At 65.1% G+C, this 23,343-nt stretch carries 18 protein-coding genes; 7 read left to right on the forward strand and 11 right to left on the reverse strand.

Annotation, left to right across the window (positions count from 1 at the left end; genetic code table 11):
* From rlmN to G394_RS0102770, 9 genes are all read right to left on the reverse strand, one after another.
* Positions 1 to 1,065, reverse strand: coding sequence for a dual-specificity RNA methyltransferase RlmN (gene rlmN, locus G394_RS0102730; protein ID WP_028576342.1), 1,065 nt, complete (start codon positions 1,063 to 1,065; stop codon positions 1 to 3).
* Between the two features lie 96 nt (positions 1,066 to 1,161).
* Positions 1,162 to 2,484: a tRNA nucleotidyltransferase/poly(A) polymerase family protein gene (locus tag G394_RS0102735; RefSeq protein WP_028576343.1), complete on the reverse strand. Its 1,323-nt coding sequence runs from the start codon at positions 2,482 to 2,484 to the stop codon at positions 1,162 to 1,164.
* Between the two features lie 50 nt (positions 2,485 to 2,534).
* Positions 2,535 to 3,908: a sigma-54-dependent transcriptional regulator gene (locus G394_RS0102740; protein ID WP_028576344.1), complete on the reverse strand. Its 1,374-nt coding sequence runs from the start codon at positions 3,906 to 3,908 to the stop codon at positions 2,535 to 2,537.
* Between the two features lie 79 nt (positions 3,909 to 3,987).
* A complete protein-coding gene (locus tag G394_RS0102745) occupies positions 3,988 to 5,262 on the reverse strand; it encodes a dihydroorotase (protein WP_028576345.1) in 1,275 nt (424 codons plus the stop codon).
* A gap of 14 nt (positions 5,263 to 5,276) precedes the next feature.
* The gene (locus G394_RS0102750) at positions 5,277 to 6,209 is read right to left on the reverse strand and encodes an aspartate carbamoyltransferase catalytic subunit (RefSeq protein ID WP_028576346.1); all 933 of its coding nucleotides are present in this window, start codon (positions 6,207 to 6,209) and stop codon (positions 5,277 to 5,279) included.
* 233 nt (positions 6,210 to 6,442) lie between these two features.
* Entirely contained in the window at positions 6,443 to 8,986 is a 2,544-nt protein-coding gene (gene gyrA / locus G394_RS0102755) for a DNA gyrase subunit A (protein WP_028576347.1), read from the reverse strand.
* A 38-nt stretch (positions 8,987 to 9,024) separates the two neighbouring features.
* Entirely contained in the window at positions 9,025 to 11,436 is a 2,412-nt protein-coding gene (gyrB, locus tag G394_RS0102760) for a DNA topoisomerase (ATP-hydrolyzing) subunit B (RefSeq protein WP_028576348.1), read from the reverse strand.
* Between the two features lie 41 nt (positions 11,437 to 11,477).
* Positions 11,478 to 12,632 carry a DNA polymerase III subunit beta gene (dnaN, locus tag G394_RS0102765; protein ID WP_028576349.1) on the reverse strand — a complete coding sequence of 385 codons (1,155 nt, stop codon included), beginning with the start codon at positions 12,630 to 12,632 and terminating at the stop codon, positions 11,478 to 11,480.
* Between the two features lie 21 nt (positions 12,633 to 12,653).
* Entirely contained in the window at positions 12,654 to 13,934 is a 1,281-nt protein-coding gene (locus G394_RS0102770; RefSeq protein ID WP_028576350.1) for a DnaA/Hda family protein, read from the reverse strand.
* Between the two features lie 117 nt (positions 13,935 to 14,051).
* Between G394_RS0102770 and G394_RS0102775 the strand changes: the two genes are divergently transcribed.
* The 7 genes from G394_RS0102775 to G394_RS17695 all read left to right on the forward strand — a co-directional run bounded on the left by G394_RS0102775 (position 14,052) and on the right by G394_RS17695 (position 20,809).
* On the forward strand, positions 14,052 to 15,221 hold the full coding sequence (locus G394_RS0102775; RefSeq protein ID WP_028576351.1) for a homocysteine biosynthesis protein: 1,170 nt from the start codon (positions 14,052 to 14,054) through the stop codon (positions 15,219 to 15,221).
* Between the two features lie 3 nt (positions 15,222 to 15,224).
* A complete protein-coding gene (locus tag G394_RS0102780; RefSeq protein ID WP_028576352.1) occupies positions 15,225 to 16,334 on the forward strand; it encodes a DUF362 domain-containing protein in 1,110 nt (369 codons plus the stop codon).
* A 244-nt stretch (positions 16,335 to 16,578) separates the two neighbouring features.
* Positions 16,579 to 16,827, forward strand: coding sequence for an FmdB family zinc ribbon protein (locus tag G394_RS0102790; protein ID WP_028576353.1), 249 nt, complete (start codon positions 16,579 to 16,581; stop codon positions 16,825 to 16,827).
* Between the two features lie 78 nt (positions 16,828 to 16,905).
* The gene (gene purB, locus G394_RS0102795; protein WP_028576354.1) at positions 16,906 to 18,198 is read left to right on the forward strand and encodes an adenylosuccinate lyase; all 1,293 of its coding nucleotides are present in this window, start codon (positions 16,906 to 16,908) and stop codon (positions 18,196 to 18,198) included.
* Between the two features lie 10 nt (positions 18,199 to 18,208).
* The gene (pyrE, locus tag G394_RS0102800; protein ID WP_028576355.1) at positions 18,209 to 18,772 is read left to right on the forward strand and encodes an orotate phosphoribosyltransferase; all 564 of its coding nucleotides are present in this window, start codon (positions 18,209 to 18,211) and stop codon (positions 18,770 to 18,772) included.
* Positions 18,773 to 18,800: 28 nt separating this feature from the next.
* Complete coding sequence (locus G394_RS17690; RefSeq protein WP_043774543.1) at positions 18,801 to 20,024, forward strand: L,D-transpeptidase family protein; 1,224 nt, start codon at positions 18,801 to 18,803, stop codon at positions 20,022 to 20,024.
* Between the two features lie 2 nt (positions 20,025 to 20,026).
* The gene (locus tag G394_RS17695) at positions 20,027 to 20,809 is read left to right on the forward strand and encodes a sugar phosphate isomerase/epimerase family protein (RefSeq protein ID WP_043774545.1); all 783 of its coding nucleotides are present in this window, start codon (positions 20,027 to 20,029) and stop codon (positions 20,807 to 20,809) included.
* On the opposite strand, the gene G394_RS0102815 is transcribed toward G394_RS17695, so the two are convergent.
* Both G394_RS0102815 and G394_RS17700 read right to left on the reverse strand, forming a co-directional pair.
* Positions 20,806 to 22,362, reverse strand: coding sequence for an ArnT family glycosyltransferase (locus G394_RS0102815; RefSeq protein WP_028576357.1), 1,557 nt, complete (start codon positions 22,360 to 22,362; stop codon positions 20,806 to 20,808). The genes G394_RS17695 and G394_RS0102815 overlap by 4 nt on opposite strands.
* Positions 22,359 to 23,279 (reverse strand): RluA family pseudouridine synthase, encoded by a 921-nt coding sequence (locus tag G394_RS17700; protein WP_051306902.1) that lies wholly within the window; start codon positions 23,277 to 23,279, stop codon positions 22,359 to 22,361. The genes G394_RS0102815 and G394_RS17700 overlap by 4 nt, the downstream gene beginning before the upstream one ends.
* Positions 23,280 to 23,343 lie beyond the last annotated feature (64 nt).

The raw sequence follows: 23,343 nt of genomic DNA on the forward strand, positions 1-23,343 counted from the left end.
CTAGTGTCCTTGTTCGTGCGTCGTATTCATGCGGCGTTCGGCCTCGGTCTTGAGCTGGCCGCAGGCCGCCGCGATATCCTGCCCCTTGCTCTTGCGCAAGGTCACGGTGAAGCCCTTCTTGCGCAGAAGCTCCTCGAAGGCCAGCACATCCTCGGGCGCGGGAGCGGCATACCCGATGCCCGGACCCGGGTTGTAGGCGATGAGGTTGATCTTGCACTTGAGATGCGACAGCAGGCGCACCAGCTGCCGGGCGTGCTGCAGGCTGTCGTTCACGCCCTTGATGAGGATGTACTCGATGGTCACCCTCTCCCTGGGCTTGAGCTCCAGCTCCTGCAGGGTCTTGATCAGATCGTCGATAGGCCAGCGCGCTGCCCCGGGCATGAGCTGCTCGCGGATCTCCTGGGTCGGGGCGTGCAGGGAGATGGCCGGCAGGGCCAGGCCTTCCGTGTCGAAGACGCCGAGCTTCCCCTTGATGGCGCAGGTCGAGAGGGTGATGCGCCGCCGCGAGAACTCGAGCCCCTCGGGGTGGGACAGGATCTGCAGGCTGCGCCGGACCTCCTCCCAGTTGGTCAGGGGTTCGCCCATGCCCATGTACACGAGGTTCTTGACCTCAGCGGCCAGGCCGTGGGTACGTAGATGCTCCCGTGCCACAAGGACCTGTGACGCGATCTCCCCGCCCGTCATGTTCCGCACGAAGCCCATGAGCCCCGTGCTGCAGAAGGTGCAGCCCATGGGGCAGCCGATCTGGCAGGACAGGCACTGGGTGTAGCGGTCCTTGTCCGGGATGAGCACGGTCTCGACCAGGGCCCCGTCGGTCAGGCGCAGCAGGAGCTTGACCGTGCCGTCGGTACTTTGCTGGGTTTCGACCGTTTCGGGCCAGCCAAGGGACCACTCGCGCGCGAGCTGATCCCGGAAATCCCTGGCGATGTTGGTCATGTCCGAAAAATCGCGCACGCCCTTGCGCCACAGCCACTGCCACAGCTGCCGGGCGCGGAAGGCCTGGTGGCCCATGGCGCGGACGGCCTCTTCAAGTTCAGGGTACGTTAGTTCAAGAATGTTGCGCATGCTGCCGCGTTGTCCGGAATCGCAAAGGCACAAGGAACGCGACCCGCGCGCCCCCCGTGCCTTCGACAAACAAAAAGATTGTTACGAAACAAAGGGTTAGAGTTGCTCTTTTTCCCTGTACGCCAGAACGAAACGTTCGGCCTCCTCGATGGTGTTCACGTCGCCCGCGATCTGGGCCTGGAGCAGGTTGTCGCGGATGAGGCCCACGGCCGGGCCGGGCTTGATACCGGCCAGATCCATGATCTGCTTGCCGTTCAGGAGCGGTTCGAGGAGTTCCTCGCGGATATCGGCGCGCTCCAGCATCTTCATGTTGTGATTGAATTCCGTGTAGTTGGCATTCCTGGCCTTGATGTCGGCCCGGGCCATCTCGATGAGGCGCGGGTAGTCGTCCACGGCCTTGAAGCGCCGGATGCCCTTGTCCGTGAGCATGAAATGGAAGCGCATGTGGTTGCGCACCAGGTTGACGATCATGTCCACTTCCTCGGTGTTCAGGCGCAGGCGCTTCAGGATCTTGCGCGCGACCTTGGCCCCGATGCGGTGGTGCTGGTAGAACGTGGTCCGCCCGTCGTAGACCTCCCCGGCGTAGAGCTTGCCGCAGTTCAGAAACAGACAGCCCAGGGTGCCGTACCAATCGTAAGGCAGCTCTTCGGGATAGTGGCTCATGACCTTCAGAGTGTGCTCCCAGATGGACACGGGGCCGGTCTCCTCGTCGAAGGTCTGGAAGATGCGGCTCAGGGCGGCGAGTTCCGGCACCAGGCCGTGCAGGATCATGGAGTCGAAGAGCAGTTCGGCGAAGCGCCACATGTTCTCGGCCTCGACCTTGCGCCACTCGTCCATGATGTCCGTGACCGAGACATAGTCGAGGACACGGCGGGAGGCGCGGATGATGGACATCCACGAGTTCTCCTCGATGGGCAGGTGGTAGTTGGCCGAGAAGCGCAGGGCGCGGATGGCGCGCAGGTAGTCGTGCTTGAGGGTCTCGTCGGGGATGCCCTGGAACCTGATCTGGCCGCCGGAGATGTTTTCGAAGCCGTCGTACACGTCGCGGGAGCGGGGAATGAACGGGCAGGCGTAGTTGACCGGGAAGGCGTCGTCCTTCTCCAGCTTTTTGAGCATGGTGCCCGTGACCTGCGCCACGCAGGCCTCGGGGTGGGACGCGTCGGCCATGTCGGCCGGGTGGAAGAGGAACGTCGCGGCGCCCTGGTTCATGCGGGCCACGATGCCGCCCTCGCCGGCGGCCACTTCGGGGAAAAGGCTTTTGAGGCCCTTCAGGTCCAGATCCGTGCAGATCTCCACCTCGGCGTCCTTGGACGTGGCGAGAATCTTGCGCTGCAGGGCGGCGTTGATGACATAGGCGTCATAGCCGTTGCGCATGATGGTTTTGCAGATGGAGGCCGCTTCTTTTATCGGCTGAGGCATCAATGTCTCCTTGAAAGTCGTGTTGGCGGTCGTCGTGGTTCGGAGACCGTTCAAATATCTTCGTCTTTTTCCCCCGCCTTGGTCAAGCGGTAGCGGAACTGCCGGAAATTGAGCCCCACCATCTCGGCGGCACGGCCCTTGTGACCGCCGCAGCGGCGCAGGGCTTCGGCGATGACCCGGTGTTCGTGCTCGGCTAGGTACTCGTCAAGGGTCATCTGGCCCGATAGGACCTTGTGAATCCCGCCGTCCTGCTCCGTCGCGGCGATCTTCTCGTAGATGACGAGGGACTGGGACGAGACGGCGTCGCCGGGCTCCAGGGCCACGGCCCGCTCCACGATGTTCTCCAGTTCCCGCACGTTGCCGGGGTAGCCGTAGGCCAGGAGCTTCTTGCGGGCCTCGGGCGTGAACCCTTTCAGCTGGCGCTTCTGGGCCCGGCAGGCCTTGTCCAGAAAATGGTCGGCCAGGTCCAGCACGTCCTCGCCGCGCTCGCGCAGAGGAGGCAGGTGCACCTTGACCCCGCTCAGGCGGTAGTAGAGATCCTCGCGAAAATCGCCGTCGGCCACGCATTGCTCGACGTTGCGGTTGGTGGCCGCGATGATGCGCACGTCCGAGCGCAGTTCCTCGGTCCCGCCCAGGGGGATGAAGCAGCGCTCCTGGATGTAGCGCAGAAGCCGGACCTGGGTGGAAGGGGCCAGCTCGCCCACCTCGTCCAAAAAGAGGGTCCCGCCCTCGGCCATCTCCAGGAGGCCCTTCTTGTTGCGGTCCGCGCCGGTGAAGGCCCCCTTGCGGTAGCCGAACAGCTCGCTCTCGACCAGATTCTCCGGCAGGCCGCCGCAGTTGATGGCCAGGAACGGCTGTCCGCAACGCCGGCTCTCGTCGTGGATGCAGCGGGCGAAGAGTTCCTTGCCCGTGCCCGACTCGCCGGTCAGCAGCACGTTGATGTTGGTCGGCGCGATGCGCCGCACCAGGTCGAAGACGACCTGCATCTGGCGGCTGTGGCCGATGATCTCGCCGTAATGGCGGCTGATCTGACCCTTGAGCCAGTCGTTCTCCTCCTTCAGGCGCGCCGTCTCCAGGGTCCGCTCGACGGTGTAGAGGAGGTCGTCCAGTTCGAAGGGCTTGGAGATGTAGTCCTTGGCCCCGTGCTTCATGGCCGTGATGGCGCTCTTTGCGTCGGCGTAGGCCGTGACCATGAGCACCGGCACGTCCGTCCACGTCTCGCGGATGCGCACCAGCAGGTCGATGCCGCTCTCCCGGCCCAGGCGCAGGTCCAGGAGGATGAGCGCGATGGACTGCTTCTGCAGCACGGACAGGGCCGTGGCCGAGTCGGGCGCGGTCCAGACCGTGTGCCCCTTCTTGAGCAGGGCGATCTCCAGGACCTCGCGCAGGCTTAGGTCGTCGTCGACGATGAGTATGTTGGCCATGTCATTCCCGGGCTGAAATCCCTTCCAAGAGAAACGGCTAGCCCAAATCCCGCCGCGGCTCAAGGCGGCGGCACAAAACCTACCTGGAAAACACCTTTTCCCCGCCGAGGTAGTGCGCCATGACCCGGCCCGGCACCTCCTTGTCCAGGCAGGGCGTGTTCTTGCCCTTGGACAGCAGCGCCTCGGCCGAGGCCACCCAGGCCAGGTCCGGGTCGAAGAGGACGAAATCGGCCGGGTCGCCGGGCTGCATGCGGTTGGCGGGCAGACTGAAGATGTCGGCTGTGCGCCAGCACCACAGGCGCGCGATGTCGGCGAAGTCCAGTTCGCCGCTGCGCACCAACTCGTAGGTCAGGGACAGGGCCGTATCGAGCCCGGAGATGCCGTTTGGCGCGTCGGCGAAGGTCACTTCCTTTTCATGGGCCGCGTGGGGCGCGTGGTCCGTGACCAGGATGTCGATGACCCCGGTCCGCACGGCCTGGCGCAGGGCCAGCACGTCGTCGCGGGTGCGCAGTGGCGGGTTGACGCGCACGCTCGTGTCGTAATTGCCGACTCTGGTCTCGTCCCACAGCAGGTAGTGGGGGCAGGTCTCGGCCGTGACGGGCACGCCGCGCTCCTTGGCCCTGGCGATGAGCTCCACGGACTCGCGGCAGCTGATGTGGGCCAGATGGACGGGCAGGTTCAGGTACGAGGCCAGGAGAATGTCGCGGGCCACCTGCATGGCCTCGGACACGGTCGGCACGCCCTTGAGACCCAGACGGCCCGAGATCTCGCCCTCGTTCATGACCCCGCCGCGGCCAAGCCACGGGTCCTCGCAATGGTCGATGACCTTGAGGCCGAAGTCCGCGGCGTACTCCATGGCGCGCCGGAAAAGCTCGGTGTTCTCGACGGGCACGCCGTCGTTGGACAGGGCCACGCAACCCGCCCGGAACAGCTCACCGGCCGGGGCCAGCTCCTTGCCGGCGAGGCCCACGGTCAGTGCGCCCACGGGCCGCACCCAGGGCCCATTTGGGAACGCCTGGACAGCCTTCTGCAGCATGAGGCGCGTGACCGAGGCGGTGTCGTTGACGGGGCTCGTGTTGGCCATGGCCATGACCTGGCCGAAGCCCCCGCCGGCCGCGGCCGACAGGCCCGAGGCGATGTCTTCCTTGTACTCCTGGCCGGGCTCGCGCAGGTGCACGTGGGCGTCGATGAGGCTCGGCAAGACCGTGAGCCCGCCGCCGTCCACGACCCGGGCCTCGGGCGCCTGGGCCGTTCCAGCGTCGGCGAGCTCCACCACCTTCCCGTCGCCGACGAGCAGGTCGCAATCGCGGTCCTGCCAGGAAACGTTTCGAATCAGCAGATCGACATGTGCCATTATTCCGCCTCCGCTCAGGCCGAGACCCGGGAGCGGGTCAGATAGAGGTGCAGGAGGGTCATGCGCACGGCCACGCCCGCGGCGACCTGGTCCAGGATGAGGCTCGCGCCGCAGTCGGCCAGCTCGGAGGCGATCTCCAGGCCGCGGTTCATGGGGCCGGGGTGCATGATCTTCACGCCGGGGTTGGCCTTCTCCAGGTGCCTGGGCGCCAGGCCGTAGATTCCGGCGTATTCACGCAGGTCCGGCAGCAGCCCGGCCTGCTGGCGTTCGAGCTGCAGGCGCAGGCAGATGACCGCGTCCACGCCCGCGCAGGCCCTGCCCACGTCGGAGAAAACCTCCACGGGCCAGGTCGTGATTGCAGCCGGCAGCAGGGTGCGCGGGGCGCAGACCCGCACGCGCGCACCGAGCATGGTCAGGAGTTCCACGTCGGAGCGGGCCACGCGGCTGTGGGCCACGTCGCCCAGGATGCAGACGGTCTTGCCCTCGAAGGAGTCCCAGACCCGGCTCAGGGTGAACCCGTCCAGCAGGGCCTGGGTCGGGTGGGCGTGCCAGCCGTCGCCGGCGTTGATGACCGAGCACTCCAGCCGTTCGGCCAGGAAGCGCGCCGCCCCGCTGTCCCAGTGCCGGATGACGATGGCGTCGGGGTTCATGGCCTGCAGGGTCAGGGCCGTGTCCTTGAGGCTCTCGCCCTTCTGCAGGGAGCTGCCCGACTTGGCCAGACTGAAGGTGTCGGCCGAGAGGCGCTTGCCGGCCATGTCGAAGGAGGTCTTGGTGCGCGTGGAGGCCTCGGCGAAAAAGAGAACCACGCTCTTGCCCTTCAGGATGGGCACCTTCTTGATGGGCCGCTGGTTCACTTCGGCGAACCTGGCCGCCGTCTCGAAGACGTGGCCGATCTCGGCCGGACTGAGCTGCGAAATTTCCAGAAGATCCTTGTGGCGCCAGTTCATATCACTTCCCGTCCCGCCCTGGGGGCCATGGTTGGCGTGCGGCCAAAAAAAAGGGACCCGCCTTCCGGCCTGTCCCCTGTCGCTGCATGACGCACGGTCTTTGGTACACGTTTCATGGCATGGGCCCTTACACCACCGGGGGCCGAGCGTCCAGTACCGCATTGCCCCCGCGATCCGCGCAAAAAAGGCGCGCCCCGTGCGGAACGCGCCTTTTCATCTTTTGGTGCAATGCCCTATTCCTCGCCATCCTCGGGCTCGTCGGCCTCGCCGGGTTCGTCATCCGGCAGATCCGTATCCAGCAAATCCTCGGGATCCTCCATGTCGACCGGAACCGGCGCGGGCCGGGGCGTCCCGGCGGTCTCGACGGAATCCGTGGGCACGTGGTCGAAGCAGACCACGGTCTGCTCGTCCTCGAGGCGCACCAGGCGCACGCCCTGTGTGGCGCGGCCCACGAGGCTGATGTCGGAGATGCCGATGCGGATGATCTTGCTGCCCGAGGTCAGCAGGATGAGCTCGTCCGTGGGGTGGACCATCATGGCGCCGACCACCTTGCCGGTCTTGGGCGTGATGCGCATGTTGATGATGCCCTTGCCGCCGCGCGACTGGGCCCGGAAGTGCTCGACCTGGGTGCGCTTGCCGTAGCCGTTCTCGGCGATGGTCAGAAGCTCCTGCCTGGAGTCCTTGCCGATGACCACGCCTGCCACGACCTGATCGCCCTTGCGCAGGGCCAGGCCCTTGACGCCCGTGGCCGAGCGGCCCATGGCCCGGACCTCGGAACAGGCGAAGCGGATGGAGTAGCCGTCGGCCGTGACCAGAACCATCTCGTCGTCGGCCTCCACCTCGCTCACGCCGATGAGTTCGTCGTCCTCGCGCATGCCCAGGGCAATGAGGCCCACGGCCCGGACGTTACGGTAGAGGCTCGCGACACTGCGTTTGACCACGCCCTGGCGGGTGTAGAAGAAGTAGTACTTTTCCTGATCCAGATCGCGGCAGGTCATGGCCGTGGCGATATACTCGTTGCTGTCCAGGGGCAGCAGGTTGGCCACGTGCTTGCCGCGCGCCGTGCGCCCGCCCTCGGGGATCTGGTGCACCTTGATCTGGTACATCTTCCCCTTGTTGCTGAACAGGTTCATGTACTGGTGGTTGGAGGTGGTCAGGATGGAGGTGATGAAGTCCTCGTCGGCCACCTGCACACCGGTGATGCCCGTGCCGCCGCGGCGCTGCTGGCGGTAGTTGTCCAGGCTCGTGCGCTTCAGGTACCCGTTGCGGGACAGGGTGATGACCACGGGCTCGTCGGGGATGATGTCCTCGATGTCGATGGAGTCGGGGTCATGGGCCAGGATCTCGGACTTGCGCGGCGTGGCGAAGGTGTCGCGCAGCTCCTGGAGTTCCTGCCGGATGACGGACTTGAGGACCTCGGGGTTTTCGATGACGCTGGTCAGGTACTCGATCTGTTTGAGCAGTTCCGCGTATTCCTCCAGGAGCTTCTCGCGCTCCATGTTGGTCAGGCGCTGCAGACGCATGTCGAGGATGGCCTGGGCCTGGATCTCGGACAGACCGAAGCGCTCGCGCAGGCGCTCCTTGGCCTCCTGGGGGGTCTTGGAGGCACGGATGAGGCTGACCACCTCGTCGATATGGTCCAGGGCGATGCGCAGGCCTTCGAGAATGTGGGCCCGGTGCTGGGCCTTCTTCAGGTCGAAGCGCGAACGCCGGATGATGACCTCGCGGCGGTAGTCCAGGAAATACTCCAGCACCTGCTTCAGGTTCAAAAGCTGGGGCCGATTGTTGACCACGGCCATCATGTTGATGCCGAAGCTCGTCTCCAGGGACGTGTACTTGAAGAGCTGGTTGATGATGACGTCGGAGAACACGCCCTTCTTCAGGTCCATGACGATGCGGATGCCCTTCATGTCCGACTCGTCGCGCAGATCCGAGATGCCCTCGATCTTGCGCTCGTTGACGAGCAGGGCGATCTTCTCCACCAGGGTGGACTTGTTCAGGGCGTAGGGGATCTCCCGGACCACGATGGATTCGAGGTCGCCCTTGCGCTTCTCGATCTCGACGCGCGAGCGGATACGCACGGAGCCGCGGCCCGTGTGGTAGGCCTCGCGGATGCCGGACCGGCCGTAGAGCAGGGCGCCCGTGGGGAAGTCCGGGGCCTTGATGTAGCGCATGAGCTCGTCGATGGAGGCCTGCGGGTTGTCCAGCAGGTGCAGGGTGCCGTCAACGACCTCGCCCAGGTTGTGGGGCGGGATGTTGGTGGCCATGCCCACGGCGATGCCCGAGGAACCGTTGATCAGCAGGTTGGGCACCTTGGTCGGCAGGACCGAGGGCTCCTGCAGGGAGTTGTCGTAGTTGGGGCGGAACTCCACCGTGTCCTTTTCGATGTCGGCCAGGAAGGAGCCGGCCAGCCGCGACATGCGCGCCTCGGTATAACGCATGGCCGCCGCGGCGTCGCCGTCGATGGAGCCGAAGTTGCCCTGCCCGTCGACCAGGGGATCACGCATGTTGAAGTCCTGGGCCATGCGCACCAGGGCGTCGTACACGGCCGAATCGCCGTGGGGGTGGAATTTGCCGATGACGTCACCGACCACGCGGGCGGATTTCTTGTAGGGCCGGTTGTACGTGTTGCCCAGCTCGTGCATGGCGAAGAGGATTCGCCGGTGCACGGGCTTGAGGCCGTCGCGCACGTCCGGGATGGCCCGGCCGATGATGACGCTGAGCGAATATTCCAGGTAGGATTTCTGCAGTTCTTTCTCGATGCTGATGTTCGACACATCCACCTCAGTTCATTGTAAAATCTTATTGATTCGCGCTAGATGTCGAGGTCCGTGACCAGGAGCGCGTTGCGTTCGATGAATTCGCGCCGGGGCTCGACCTTGTCGCCCATGAGCTTGCCGAAGAGCTCGTCGGCCTCCACCGCGTCCTCGATGCGGACCTGCAGCAGGGTGCGGACCTCGGGGTTCATGGTCGTACCCCAGAGCTGCTCGGGGTTCATTTCGCCCAGACCCTTGTAGCGCTGCACGTTCACGCCCTTCTGGGCCAGATCCAGGACCTGGCGCAGCAGGTCGAAGGGTCCGGCAGCCTCGAATTCCGCATCCTTGTGACGGATCGTCCAGGTCCCGCCGGGGCAGACCTCACGGATTCTGGCCTGCAGCTCCAGGGCGCGGCGGTAGCGCTTGGAGTGGAAGAACTCCACGCCCAGGCGGATGACGTGGTTATTGGTGTCGACGAAGCGCAGGTAGTGGCGCGCCTCGCTGTCCAGGGCCTCGCCGTTGCCGGACTCGTCGTGCTCGCTGACCAGCTCCAGGGCGTACCCGCCCCCGGCCATGTGCGCGACAAAGGCCCCGTCGGGGCCGCTCTCACGCAGGGCGTCGGGCTCAAGGGGGGCCGGTGCGTTCACGACCCGCATGAACAGACCCTCGGGGATGCCCATGTTGGCAACGTCCTCGGCCAGGTCGCGCAGGGCCAGGGCGGTGTTGAGCAGAGTGGTCAGCTCCTCGCCGGACACGGGTTCGCGCCCTTCCACCGCAAGGCTGACCTCCTCGGCCACGCGCTGGACCAGGAACTGGCTCATCTCGCCCTCGTCCTTGATGTAGCGCTCGAAGGAGCCCTTGTGCACGCGGTACAAGGGCGGCTGGGCGATGTAGAGGTAGCCCTGGCGGATGAGCTCCTCGTAGTGGCGGAAGAAGAAGGTCAGGATCAGGGTGCGGATGTGCGCCCCGTCCACATCGGCGTCGGTCATGATGATGATCTTGTGGTAGCGCAGGCGCGCCAGGTCCACGTCGTCCTCGCCGATGCCGGCGCCCATGGCCGTGATCAGGGCCTTGATCTCCTTGTTCTGGAGCATCTTGTCGAAGCGGGTCTTCTCGACGTTCAGGATCTTGCCGCGCAGGGGCAGGATGGCCTGGAACTTGGGGTTGCGGCCCTGCTTGGCCGAGCCGCCGGCCGAGTCGCCCTCGACGATGAAGACTTCGCTCTCGGCCGGATCCTTGCTCTGGCAGTCGGCGAGCTTGCCCGGCAGGGAGTTGTCGGACAGGGCGCCCTTGCGGCGGACCAGGTCCTTGGCGCGGCGGGCCGCGTCGCGGGCGCGGGCCGCGTCGATGACCTTCTCGATGATCAGGCGCACGTCCTTGGGGTTCTCGCCGAAGAATTCGTTCAATTTCTCGTAGACGATGGTCGCCACGTAGCCGGCCACCTCGGAATTGCCGAGCTTGGTCTTGGTCTGGCCCTCGAACTGCGGGTTGGGGATCTTGACGCTGATGATGGACGTCAGGCCCTCGCGCACGTCGTCGCCCGAAACCTTCTGCTTGAGCTTCTTGGGCAGGTCGGCGCTGTTGCTGATGTAGGTGTTGATGGCGCGGGTCAGGGCCGTCTTGAAGCCCTGCAGGTGGGTGCCGCCTTCGCGGGTGCGGATGTTGTTGGCGAAGGTGTAGACGTTCTCCTTGTACCCGGCCGTGTACTGCAGGGCGAAGTCGATGCTCACGCCCTCCATCTCCCCGGTACCGCTGACGATGCGGTGGATGCCGTTGTCCAGGTTCTTGTTCTTGACGAAGAGGGGCAGGCCGCCTTCGTACTTGTACACGTCGCGGTTCTGGGACTTCTCGTCGAAAAATTCGATCTTGATGCCGGGGTTGAGGTAGGCGAGCTCCTCGAAGCGCTTGGCCAGCACGTCGTACTGGAAGTCGAGCTCCTCGAAGATCTCCTCGTCGGGCCGGAAGCGCACCAATGTGCCGGTCTTGTCGGTCTCGCCGACCACGGCCAGGGGCGCCTGGGGTACGCCGCGCACGTAACGCTGATAATGGCGCTGGCCGCCGCGGCTGACCGTGACCTCCAGGTATTCGGACAGGGCGTTGACCACGGACACGCCCACGCCGTGCAGACCGCCCGACACCTTGTAGGTGTCGTTGTCGAACTTGCCGCCGGCGTGCAGCACGGTCATGACGACTTCGAGGGCCGGCTTCTTCTCCTTGGGGTGCATGTCCACGGGAATGCCGCGGCCGTTGTCGACGATGCTCACGGAGTTGTCCATGTGCACGGTGATCTTGATGTGGTCGCAGTACCCGGCCATGGCCTCGTCGATGGAGTTGTCGATGACCTCGTAGACGAGGTGGTGCAGGCCGTTGATGTTGGTCGAGCCGATGTACATGGCCGGCCGCATGCGGACGGCGGACAGGCCTTCGAGGACGGTGATGTTGTCCGCGGTATATGTCGATGTTTTTGTCATGTTTTGTTCTTGTGTCATGGAGCGTTATTGTCCCGGCGGAACTAGAGTTCCTCTTCGCTGTAATACGTGTCTTCCGTGATCTCCACGGGCATGGTGATGATCATGTAGTTGGGGTCGTCCTTGCCCGTGATGCGGCAGGGCTCCGAGGAGCCGACGAAGGAGAAGGTCAGGGAGTCGGACACGAAGTGGCCCAGGATCTCCAGGATGACCTTGGTCGGCAGGGCGATCTTGGCCAGCTCGCCTTGGTACTGGCAGCCGATGAGCTCCGTACCCTCGCCGATGTCCTGCCCCTGGCAGTAGAGGGACAGTTCCTCGGGGCCGAAGTCGAAGAACGTGGCCTTGTTGGCCTCGGTGTTGAAGACGAAGATACGGTCCAGGGCGTCGGTCAGCTCGTGCCGGTCCACCGTGAGGTTGGAGGCGAAGCGGTCCTTGTACTGGTTGATGAAATTGCGGTAGTCGGCGAACACGTAGGCCTTGAGCGGCAGGCTGAAGGCCTCCTTGCGGTTGCCCGTGCGCAGGAAGAGGCGCTTGTCCGAGAGGCTGATCTCGATCTCGTCGTTGGTCAGCCACTTGCGGATTTCAAGCAGATACTTCTTGGAGATGAGGAACCCGTCCTGGCCCAGCACGGCCCGGATGTCGGCGTTGGTGAAGCGCAGCAGGCCGAACTGGTGGCCGTTCAGGCCGCAGATCTCCACGTCGTCGCCTTCCACGGGCGCGAACTTGATGCAGTTCATGCTCGTCAGGTCCTCGTCGTCGGCGATGCAGAAGGCGATGCGGTCGATGATCTCCTTGAAGAAATCGCCGGACCACAGCACGGCGTTCTCGGCCGGGAACGGGTTGAAATCCTGGAACCAGGAGGACTCGTTGGCCGGCAGCTTGTATTTGCGCCGGCCCTGCTCGACGTGCAGGTGCTTGGAGGCCGGGTCGAGCTTCATGGTGATCTCACCGGGGGGCAGGCGGCGCATCAGTTCGCAGAACTTCTTGCCCTGCACGCCGACCAGGCCGCCGTCGCTGATGACGGCAGGATAGACGCCCACGAACTCGATGCTCGAATCCGTGGCCAGGATGGACAGGGAGTCACCCTCGGCCTTGAGCCAGACCGTGCGCAGATAGGCGGCTCCGGTCTTGGACGGGATGATGTTCGAGGCCTTGAGCAGCCCGTCGATGACGTCTTCCTTTCGTACTTTCAAAAACATCGCCGTCTCCTTGTGTCCTGATCAGACAGGGGATTTTTCGTTCATGGCCAGACATTTTTCGGTCATGGCCTGTAACATGGATTTTATGCTTTTATCATCCCTCTGTAATTGCTGAATTTTCCGGCAACTATAGAGGGCCGTGGAGTGGTCTCGCCCGCCGAAGGCCCGACCGAGCTCGGGAAAGGACAGGCCGAGGTGCTTGCGGCAGAGGAACATGGCCACCTGACGGGCGAAAACGAGCTCGTGCCTGCGCCCGGCCGAGAGGATTTCGCCGGGGGAGAGGTCGAACTGGGCGCAGACCGCGTCGATGATCTGGTCCACGCTGAGGGAGGTCACGGAACGGTCGTCGAGGTAGTTGAGGATGTTGTCGAACTCCTCGTCGGAAATATGGTCGTGCACCAGCTCGCGGTACGCCCAGAGCTTGAGCAGGCAACCTTCGAGGTTGCGTAGGTCCGGAAAACGCTGGGCCAAGAGGAGGATGCGGTCCTTGGGCAGATCCAGGCGGCGCTCCCGGCAACGGGACTGGACGTACTGGGTGCGGATGTCCAGGTCCGGAATCTTGAGGGTCACGGTCAGCCCCCACTCAAGCCTTGACTTGAGTTTGGTCGTCAGGAACGAGAGCCCGGCCACCTTGCCGGAACACGCGAAAACCATCTGCTTTCGGTGCAGGTGAAAATGGTCGAACAGCGCCAGCAGCTCCCCCTGCAGATACGGGTAGCGCTCGATCTCCTGCAAGTCGTCAACGGCCAGAAAATTCATTGACATCAGATACTTGCGCGCGTCAGGCCTGGAGGAAAAGAGTTCGTGCAGGTCGTTGACGCCGGCCACGTGAATCCCGTCCCGGCCGTTCTCACTTTTGACGTTGGCGATGGCGCGCAGCAGGAAGGACTTGCCCGAACCGCTCTCGCCGCAGAGCACGAAGGGGTTGTAGGGCGCGTGGCTGCTCTGGGCCACCTCTTGGGCCGAAGCCAGGGGGAAGTAGTTCTTGGTGTTGACCAGAAAGTTGTCGAAAATGAACTCCGACCCGAAGGGCAGCTCATCGGAGGCCGGCCGCGCCTCGCGCACGATGCGGGAGCGGCTGCCGTCGCGGCACTCGTAGGCCAGGGCCAGGCCCGTGCCTTTCAGCGCGGCCTCGAACCGCTCCCGGGCGTGGCTCGCGAACCAATCAGCGAAATACATGTGCGGGAAGCGCACCGTGAGAACGCCATCCTCCACGCTCATGCCCAGAGACGAACGCCACCTGCCCAGCTCTTCGGAGGAAAAAGCCCGTTCCAGGGCCGCATCGACCTGATCCCTGCTCAATTCAGCTCCCAATTATCTTTGATCCGCCATGGCGGCCGGTTTACTCCGGCGTGCAAATCGGGCACAGTCACGCCCTGCGGACCGGCATCGGCCCGATATCATCTTCGGAGGACAAGCATGAGCGCCCAGCACACAGTCAGAACCATCGCCGAGATCAACGAGAAGATCCGGCAAGGAAAAGCCGTCGTCCTCAACGCCAGCGAAATGACCAGCCTAGTTCGCAAGGAAGGCAAGGTCAAGGCCGCCCGCAAGGTCGATGTCGTCACTACCGGAACCTTCTCGCCCATGTGCTCGTCCGGCCTGCTGTTCAATATCGGCCAGCAGCCCCCGACCATCAAGACGTCCAAGGTCTGGCTCAACGGCGTGCCCTGCTATGCCGGCATGGCGGCCGTGGACTCCTACATCGGCGCCACCGAACCCACCGAAGAGGACCCGCTGAACAAGGTCTACCCCGGACAGTTCAAGTACGGCGGCGGCCACGTCATCGAGGACCTGGTCAAGGGCAAGCGCGTGCACCTCAAGGCCGAGGCCTACGGCACGGACTGCTACCCGCGCAAGGCCATCGAAAAGAAGGTCTCCCTGGCCGAACTGCGCAATGCCATCCTGCTCAACCCGCGCAACTGCTACCAGAACTACAACTGCGCAATCAACCGCACGGGCAAGCTCAAATACACCTACATGGGCCCCCTCAAGTCCAACCTCGGCAATGCCAACTACGCCACAGCCGGAGAGCTGAGCCCGCTGCTGAACGACCCGTATTTCCGGACCATCGGCCTGGGTACGCGCATCTTCCTGGGCGGCGGCATCGGCTACGTCATCGGCGAGGGCACCCAGCACGTGGCCGAGCCCAAGCGCAACGAGCGCGGCGTCCCCATGAGCGCCTCGGGCACCCTCATGGTCAAGGGCGACCTCAAGGGCATGAACGCCCGCTACCTGCGCGGCGTGAGTATTGTCGGCTACGGCTGCTCCCTGGCCGTGGGCATGGGCATCCCCATCCCCATCCTGGACGAGGAGATGGCCTGGTTCACGGGCGTGGCCGACGAGGACATCCAGGTGCCCGTGGTCGACTACGGCGAGGACTACCCCAACGGCTACCCCTCCAAGTACGGGCACGTCACCTTCGCCGAACTGAAGGGCGGCGTCATCAGCGTTGAGGGCAAGGACGTGCCGACCACGCCCCTGACCAGCTACACCCTGTCCCTGGAGGTGGCCGAGGAGCTCAAACGCTGGATTCTGGAAGGGCGTTTCCTGCTGACCGAAGCCCAGGAACCCATCCCGTCGAGGTAAGCCATGGCCGAGGCCGTCTATTTCTGGAACCTGCGCGCCTCGCGCAAGGCGCCCTTTGAAGCCAAGGTCAAGCGCATGCTCAAGCTCGCCGGCCTGGGAGCGGAGTTGCGTTCCGGGGACCTGACGGCCGTCAAGCTGCACTTCGGCGAAGGCGGGGGCACGGGCCATGTCCGGCCCCTGCAGCTCGCCCCCCTGCTGGCCTTCATCCGCAAGTGCGGGGCCAAGCCATTCCTGACGGACACCAACACCCTCTACGTGGGCCAGCGCGGCGAGTCCGTGTCCCACTGCCTGCAGGCCGCGGCCCACGGCTTCGACCCCAACGTGCTCGGCGCGCCCGTCGTCATTGCCGACGGGCTGAAAAGCGGCAATGAACGGGCCGTGCCCTGCCCGGGCAGGCATTTCGACGCGGCCTACCTGGGCGGCGACATCGTGGACGCGGACATGCTGGTCACGGTCAGCCATTTCAAGGGCCACGAACTGGCCGGTTTCGGCGGGGCCATCAAGAACGTGGGCATGGGCTGCGCCACGCGCAGGGGCAAGATGCAGCAGCACTGCGGCCTGGGCCCCTCGGTCAAACCCGACCACTGCACGGGCTGCGGCCAGTGCGTGGAGGTCTGCAGCCACGGCGCCCTCGCCCTGGACCCGAGCGGCAGGATCTCCATCGACCGCGACAAATGCGCGGGGTGCGCGGCCTGCTTCCTGGTCTGCCGCACGGGCGGCCTGGAAGTGGACTGGCGGGTGGACGTGAACACGTTCCTGGAGCGCATGGCCGAATATGCCGCCGCGGCCCTGCTCTCCCGCCCCCGCAGGACCTTCCACCTGAGCTTCATCCAGCAGGTCAGCCCGGGCTGCGACTGCATGGGCTTTTCCGACGCGCCCGTCTGCCCTGACCTGGGCCTGCTGGGATCGTGGGACCCGGTGGCCCTGGACCAGGCCTGCCTGGACCTGGTCAACCAGGCCCAGCCCCTGCACCCCAGCGCCCTGCCGGCCGGCATCGCGCCTGGCGAAGACAAGTTCATGGCCATCCACGGCCACGTGCGCGGGCAGTACCTGCTCGAGTACGCCCAGAGCCTCGGCCTCGGGTCGCGGGAGTACGCGCTGCAGCCGGTCTGAACCGTGAAATCGGGCTCGAAAGAGGCTGGACAAACGCGGCAAGGCTATTATATGTGCCCTTGCTTCGCGCCAGAAGAAATTTCACCCCATTGGAGGATTGCATAATGGCCCACAAGAAAATCGAACGCATGAAAGAGATCGCCCGCCGCCGCAAGCGTCGCGCCGAGCGCATCAAGGAACGCATCAAGGAAGCCAAGGCCGCTGCTGCCAAGAAGTAGGCTCTGTCGTCTTTGAGGAGGTAACCATGCCCATCTACGAATACTGCTGTGAAGACTGTCGCCAGATTTTCGAGGAATGGCAGAAGGATTTCCAGGACAGGGAAAAAGTCTGTCCGGTCTGCGGTGGCACAGCCCAGAGGCTTATCTCCAACACCTCCTTCGTCCTGAAGGGAGGCGGCTGGTACGCGTCCGGATACAGCAAGGAGTCCGGCGGGAACGGGAGCAAAAGCTCCTCGTCCTCCACATCCGCGGACACATCCTCTTCGGCGTCCTGACCAAGGCAGCTTAGGCTGCCTTTTTCATTTTCGGCCCCGGAAACACCGCGGCCCGCACATCAACCACACCCCACCATCATGATCGATCGCTATACACGCAAGGAAATGGGCGAGATCTGGACTCTGGAACGCAAGTTCCGGGTCTGGCTCGAAGTCGAGCTGGCCATCTGCGAAGGCTGGACCGCCATGGGCGTCATCCCGGCCGAAGACATGGCCGTCATCCGCGAGAAGGCCGACTTCGAGCTGGACCGCATCCTGGAGCTGGAGGAGACGACCAAGCACGACGTCATCGCCTTCCTCACGGCCGTGGAGGAGAAGGTCGGGCCGTCGTCGCGCTACATCCACCTCGGCTGCACGTCCTCGGACATCGTGGACACGGCCAACGCCGTGCTCCTGACCCGCGCCGGCCGGATCATCCTGGCCGACCTGGACCGGCTCCTGGGCACCATCGCGAAGATGGCCGAGACCCACAAGGGACAGCTGTGCATGGGCCGCACCCACGGCATCCACGCCGAGCCTACCAGCTTCGGCCTGAAGATGGCCGTGTACCACGCCGAGTTCCAGCGCCACAGGCAGCGCTGGGAGGACGCCCTGGAGAACATCCGCTTCGGCAAGATCTCCGGCGCCGTGGGCACCTACGCCCAGCTGGAGCCCGAGCTCGAAAGGCGCGCCCTGGACATCCTGGGCCTGAACGTGGACCCCATCTCGACCCAGGTCATCCAGCGCGACCGCTATGCCCAGTACTTCACGGCCCTGGCGCTCATCGCCGGCGGCGTGGAGCGCCTGTGCGTGGAGCTGCGGCACCTGCAGCGCACCGAGGTCCTGGAGGTGGAGGAAGGCTTCGGCAAGGGCCAGAAGGGTTCCTCGGCCATGCCCCACAAGAAGAACCCCATCTCGGCCGAGAACCTGACGGGCCTCTCACGCCTGGTGCGCACCAACGCCCTGGCCGCCATGGAGAACATGGCCCTGTGGCACGAACGCGACATCAGCCACTCGTCGGTGGAGCGCGTCATCATGCCGGACTCGACCATCATGGTGAACTACATGCTGAACCGTCTGAACGGCGTTCTGGCCAACCTGCGCATCATCCCCGAGAACATGCAGCGCAACCTCATGGGCTCCTACGGCCTCTTCTTCTCCCAGCGGGTGCTCCTGGCCCTGGTGGAAACGGGCCTGGAACGCCAGAAGGCCTACGAGATGGTGCAGGCCGTGGCCATGCGCTGCTGGCAGGAGCGGACCTCCTTCGAGGAGGCCGTGCGCGCCGACGCCGGCATCACGGCACGCCTCGACGCCGCGCGTCTGGACCAGGCCTTCGACCTGAACTACTATCTGCGGCACGAACAGACCGTGTTCGACCGCGTCTTCAAATAGGTGATACACCATGCTTGAACTGAAAAAACGTCTGGCCCGCCTGCTCATCGAGAAGTCCTACCTCGAGGGCGACTTCACCCTGACCTCGGGCCAGAAGAGCGACTACTACTTCGACTGCAAGCACACTGCCCTGCACCCTGAGGGCGCGTGGCTCATCGGCAAGTTCTTCCTGGACATGATCCGCGCCAAGGGCGGCATCCAGGGCGTGGGCGGCATGACGCTGGGCGCCGACCCGCTGGTCTCGGCCGTGACCGTGGTCTCGCACCTGGAGGGCTACCCCCTGCCCGGGTTCATCATCCGCAAGCAGCCCAAGGGCCACGGCACAAACCAGTACCTGGAAGGCCTCAAGAACTTCACGCCGGGCATGAACGTCTGCCTGCTGGAGGACGTCATCACCACCGGCGGGACGCTCTTGAAGGCCGTGGACCGCGTACGCGAGCAGGGCCTGAACATCGTGGCCATCATGGGCGTCCTGGACCGCGAACAGGGCGGCCGGGAGAACATCGAGAAGGCCGGGTTCCAGCTGCAGACCATCTTCACCCGCCGGGACCTCGTCGAGACCGCGAAACTCTAGGGAGGCTCCGGCCTCCCTTTTTCCTGCCATGGTCACCCGCTTCCTTCAGCTCCCGGTCCTGGTCCTCGCACTGGCCGCCTCCTGCGCCTTCGCCGAAGGCTGGGTGCCGACCCTCGCCCCGCGCACGAACCTGCCGCCGCAGTTCATGGCCGTGGACATGGGCCGCCAGCGCGCCTTTCTGCTGCGCAGCCAGGACGGAGCCCTGCGCACGCTGCAAAGCATGTCCTGCACCACGGGCATGCGCGGCGGCGGCAAGCTCCTCGAGGGGGACCGCAAGACGCCCGAAGGCGTCTACTTCCTGCAGGGCAAGGCCACCGGCGGGCTCGATTTCGACCGCTTCGGCAACACCGCCTATCCCCTCAACTACCCCAACCCCGCGGACCGGGTCCTCGGCAAGACAGGCGACGGGATCATGATCCACGGCCGGGGCCGCACCTTCGGCCCGCGCCAGACCCTCGGGTGCGTTGTCCTGGAAAACGACGTCGTGGACCGGCTGGACCGGCACGTACGCATCCAGGCCAGCCCCGTGGTCATCGCCGACGGGGTGAAGTGGGGCGAGACGGCCAGATTCGGCCCGCCGCCAGAGATCGTCATGGGCACCAAGGGCTGGGTCAAGGCCAGGGAACGGCGCGAAGGCGCGTTTTTCGAGATCTACGACCCCGAACGCTTCGAAAAGTCCTCGGGCATGAGCTTTGAGCAGTTCAAACGCAAAACCCTGCAGGAATTCTCCCGCTCCCCCTGGGTCGACATCCGCATGCAGGACCTGCAGGTGCTGGAGGGGCCTGGCTACATGGTCTCGGCCTTTGCCGAGCGCACCTATCCCCAGGGCGAGGAGGGTTGGCGGCGCCTGTACTGGATGCGCAAGGTCGAGCTGTGGAAGATCGTCGGTGAGGAGTGGGTGCCCCGGAATCTGGGCCCGCGGCAGGATTACGCCACCCTGGCCGACAGCGAGATCCGCGAGCGCCTGCGCCAATGCGCCGAGGCCTGGGACCGGGGGGACCTGAAAACCCTGATCCAGGCCTACGACCGCACGGCCAGCCGTGGCAGGGACAAGGGACGGGACGCCATCGCCGCGGCCCTGGACAAAGATCGCGGAAAACCGAACCCCTTCCGCGCCGAGCCCTCCGTGCGCGTCACGAAGGAGGGCGTCGAAGCGGTTCTGCGGCCGGCAGGCGGACAGGCCCGTACCTTCCTCTTCCTGCCCGGAGCCTTCGACGCCTGGGTCATCTCCCGCGAAGAGGGAGCTTCCTGAGTATGGCCTTCGTCAACCTGCCCCTGCGCTACCTGGACGAACACCCCGAACACCTGGAACTCTTCCTGTCGCGGCGCGTGAACCCCGAACTCGGCTTCGACGCCCGCGCCCTGGATTCCACAAACCCGCAGCGCCATGCGGAAAACGCCCGCATCTTTCATGATGCCGGTCTGACTTGCGCCGTGCACCTGCCCTTCTTCGACCTGCATCCGGGCAGCCTCGACCCGCTGGTGCGGCGGGCCGCCATCGAGCGCCTGCTGCAGGCGCTCGATGCGGCGCGGGTCTACGAGCCCGCCCATCTCATCGCCCACCTGGACTACAACCACCTGACCTACGCCGCGTTCCAGGAGCAGTGGCTGGAAAACTCCCTGGCCACCTGGCGGACGGTCCTGGACCATGCCTGCGCACCCCTTTTCCTGGAGAACGTGTTCGAACAGGCGCCGCAGCGCCATGTCCGCGTACTGACCGAGCTTGGAGGCCGGGCCGGAGCCTGCCTGGACCTCGGGCACTGGCACAGCTTCGCCCGCGGCGGCGAGCGCGGCAACCTGGCTGAGTGGCTGACGGCCCTTGACCCGTTCCCTCTGCACCTGCACCTGCACGACAACGACGGCAGCGCGGACCAGCATCTGGGCCTGGGCCTGGGCGCCATACCTTGGGACAGGCTCTGGGATTTCCTGGCAAAACGAAAGGCCCCGGTCACCATCACCTTCGAACCGCATACGAAGGATGATTTTCTGGCGACCGAGGCCTATCTGGCCCGAAATCCCGGACGCTGCCCGGTCTAGAAGCTCGCGCCCTCCTGGGCCGGCCAGACGCCCTTGTAGCCCCGGCACAGGAAAAGCGTGAAGGTCTGACCGAGGCGGCGGCCCTGGGCGGTGGTCACGGTCCTGGGTTCGTCCACGCTCTCGAAAAGTTCAAGGACCCGCTCCGAAACTTCCCCCTTTTCCCCCTTGACCACGAAAACCGCATTCTGCACGGACGGATCAGGAGCCGGCCAGAAGTCGTACTGATTCATCTTGCGGCCGCCGGCCAGGCAATAGGCCCGCCGCTGGCCAGGAACGTAAAAGGACAGTTCCGCCGTGACCCCGTACTCGTCGGCGAAAACAAAGACCGCATCGGACCCGCCCAGCTCCTGCCGCGCCTCGTCGACCTTCTGGCCCAGTTCCTGCCAGCCACGCAGCCGGTGCACGGGGTTCTTCTCCCCGTCGAAAGGAATGAACGCCTGCAGATGAAGGACGGCAAAGACAACGATGCCCAGCACGGGCCAAGCGAAACGCCACCTGGGCCGCGGCTCGCGGTGGACGAAGCGCTCCAGGGCCATGGCCGCCAGCAGGATGCCCGCCGGATAAGCCGTGGCCGACCAGTTGGCCTCGACCTTGGCGTGCAGACTCCAGAGCAGGAAAAAGAGCCACACAGGCCAGAAGAAGACCGTCAGGATGATGGCCATGGGCCGCGGCAGCCAGGGGAAAACCGGCTCGGCCTGCCGCCGCAGGAGCTGCCGGCCGACCAGCCACGCCCCGATGAAGATGAAGACGAACCACCACGGCGTGACCACGCCCAGCTGGCTGCCCAGATATTCGGGAAAATTCTTCAGCGCGAAAAAGACCTTGGCCTTTTCCCCGGCCATGGCTCCCCGGTAGAGGACGTGCTTGATCCCGGCCCAATCGTTGGTGGCGTTCCAGATCAGGATGGGCAGCAGACCGGCCGCGCCGCCGATGCCGAGGGTCTTCCACAGCCTCGGCCAGAACAGGGCGGGCATGTCCTGCCCCCGGCCGATCCAGAAGGACGCCGCCAGGGCCAATGGGATGAAAAGCAGCATGGTGTACTTGGCCGCGATGCCCAGGGCCAGGAAAATCCCCATGAGGACGAAAAGGGGCAGGCTGCCCTTGTCCACAGCCAGACTCAAGACGATCATGCCCAGAATCCAGCAGACCAGCAGCGGGTTGTCCGTGGTCATGAGGAGCCCCCCGGCCATGAACAGCAGGGTCGTGTTCAGCACCACGAGGGTCCAGAAGGCCGTGCGGATGCGCCGCAGCCAGATCCCGATCCAGCCCAGCACGGCCAGCTGCATGAGGGCCGCGCCGACCACGGCCCCGGCGCGAACGCCCAGTTCCGTGGCGCCGAGAAAAATAGAACCCAGGGCGTTGATGACGGCGATGAGCGGCCCCTTGGAGTAATAGGACCACTGCAGAGTCCGGCTCCAGTCCCAGTATTGGGCCTCGTCGGGCGAGAGGCCCAGCTGCCCAGAGGCTACGAACCAGTACCTGGCCCAGGTGGTCAGGGCGATGACGGCGAGACTTAAGCCCCAGTACAGGGCGTTTGATTGGCGTTCGTTCATGAAGCCCCCTCCTTGGCGGGAGCGGTGGTGACGATGTCGTTGATGGTTCCGGCCAGGGCAGGGGGAACCTGCAAATCCCCGGTCCAGGGCGGAAGGACGAAATAGACGTGTCCCGGCCAGGACAGAAAGGCGGCATGGAGCATGAGCCCCCCGCCCCGGCCGTATTTGGGGTCGCCGACGATGGCGTGCCCCTGGTCGGACAGATGCACCCTGATCTGGTGGGTGCGGCCGGTGCCGAGCACGACCAGCACGAGACTGCGGCCCGCGGCGAGGCTGATGGGATGGACATGGGACACGGCCCGCCGCCCCTGCCCCGAAACGACTTTCTCGCCCCTGCCGGTTTCGGCCTTGGCCAGGTCCGAGACGACGGTCGTCCAGCCCCGGGCCGGCCAAACGCTTTCGACCCAGCACAGGTAGGCCTTGGTCGCGCAGGGCCAGGCCTCGTGCATGGCGCGCAGGAAATCGTGGGTCTTGGCGCAGAGCAGAAGCCCCGAGGTGTCGCGATCCAGGCGGTGGACGGGAACCGGCGTGAAAGCCTGGCCGGCGAAGCGGACCCGTAGCCGGTCGTGGACCGAGTCCGTCCAGCCCGTGCCGGCGTGGACCGGAAGGTTTGAAGGCTTGTTGACCACGATCATGTCCGCATCCTCGTGCACGATGTCGAGGTCCGTGCAGGCCGGACACGACTCCTGGCGCAACTCGACGGTCACGGGAGGGATGCGCACCTTCTGCCCGGCGGCCACCCGGTCGAAGGGCTTGCAGCGGCGGCCGTCGATGCGCACCTGGCCGGTGCGCACCAGGCGCATGACGAGACCGGCCGGGAGATGCCCCAGCCGCGCCTGCAGAAAGGTCGTGAGCTTGCGGCCGTTCTCCTCCGCCCCGACCTCCACAATCTGAACCGCCGTCCTGACCGGTTGCATGGGCCCTCCGCTTTGACAGGCCCTTTCTTGATGGCTACACGGGCTCTTGTCAAATGGCCCAGGC

Source organism: Desulfomicrobium escambiense DSM 10707, from assembly GCF_000428825.1.
Taxonomy (GTDB): Bacteria; Desulfobacterota; Desulfovibrionia; order Desulfovibrionales; family Desulfomicrobiaceae; genus Desulfomicrobium; species Desulfomicrobium escambiense.

Coding starts and splice junctions, on each gene's coding strand:
- G394_RS0102750 (WP_028576346.1), bottom strand. CDS start 6,209: ATGAACTGGCGCCACAAGGATCTTCTGGAAATTTCGCAGCTCAGTCCG.
- G394_RS0102780 (WP_028576352.1), top strand. CDS start 15,225: ATGGCCGAGGCCGTCTATTTCTGGAACCTGCGCGCCTCGCGCAAGGCG.
- G394_RS17695 (WP_043774545.1), top strand. CDS start 20,027: ATGGCCTTCGTCAACCTGCCCCTGCGCTACCTGGACGAACACCCCGAA.
- G394_RS0102735 (WP_028576343.1), bottom strand. CDS start 2,484: ATGCCTCAGCCGATAAAAGAAGCGGCCTCCATCTGCAAAACCATCATG.
- rlmN (WP_028576342.1), bottom strand. CDS start 1,065: ATGCGCAACATTCTTGAACTAACGTACCCTGAACTTGAAGAGGCCGTC.
- purB (WP_028576354.1), top strand. CDS start 16,906: ATGATCGATCGCTATACACGCAAGGAAATGGGCGAGATCTGGACTCTG.
- G394_RS0102815 (WP_028576357.1), bottom strand. CDS start 22,362: ATGAACGAACGCCAATCAAACGCCCTGTACTGGGGCTTAAGTCTCGCC.
- G394_RS0102740 (WP_028576344.1), bottom strand. CDS start 3,908: ATGGCCAACATACTCATCGTCGACGACGACCTAAGCCTGCGCGAGGTC.
- gyrB (WP_028576348.1), bottom strand. CDS start 11,436: ATGACAAAAACATCGACATATACCGCGGACAACATCACCGTCCTCGAA.
- G394_RS17690 (WP_043774543.1), top strand. CDS start 18,801: ATGGTCACCCGCTTCCTTCAGCTCCCGGTCCTGGTCCTCGCACTGGCC.
- G394_RS17700 (WP_051306902.1), bottom strand. CDS start 23,279: ATGCAACCGGTCAGGACGGCGGTTCAGATTGTGGAGGTCGGGGCGGAG.
- dnaN (WP_028576349.1), bottom strand. CDS start 12,632: ATGTTTTTGAAAGTACGAAAGGAAGACGTCATCGACGGGCTGCTCAAG.
- G394_RS0102790 (WP_028576353.1), top strand. CDS start 16,579: ATGCCCATCTACGAATACTGCTGTGAAGACTGTCGCCAGATTTTCGAG.
- G394_RS0102745 (WP_028576345.1), bottom strand. CDS start 5,262: ATGGCACATGTCGATCTGCTGATTCGAAACGTTTCCTGGCAGGACCGC.
- pyrE (WP_028576355.1), top strand. CDS start 18,209: ATGCTTGAACTGAAAAAACGTCTGGCCCGCCTGCTCATCGAGAAGTCC.
- G394_RS0102775 (WP_028576351.1), top strand. CDS start 14,052: ATGAGCGCCCAGCACACAGTCAGAACCATCGCCGAGATCAACGAGAAG.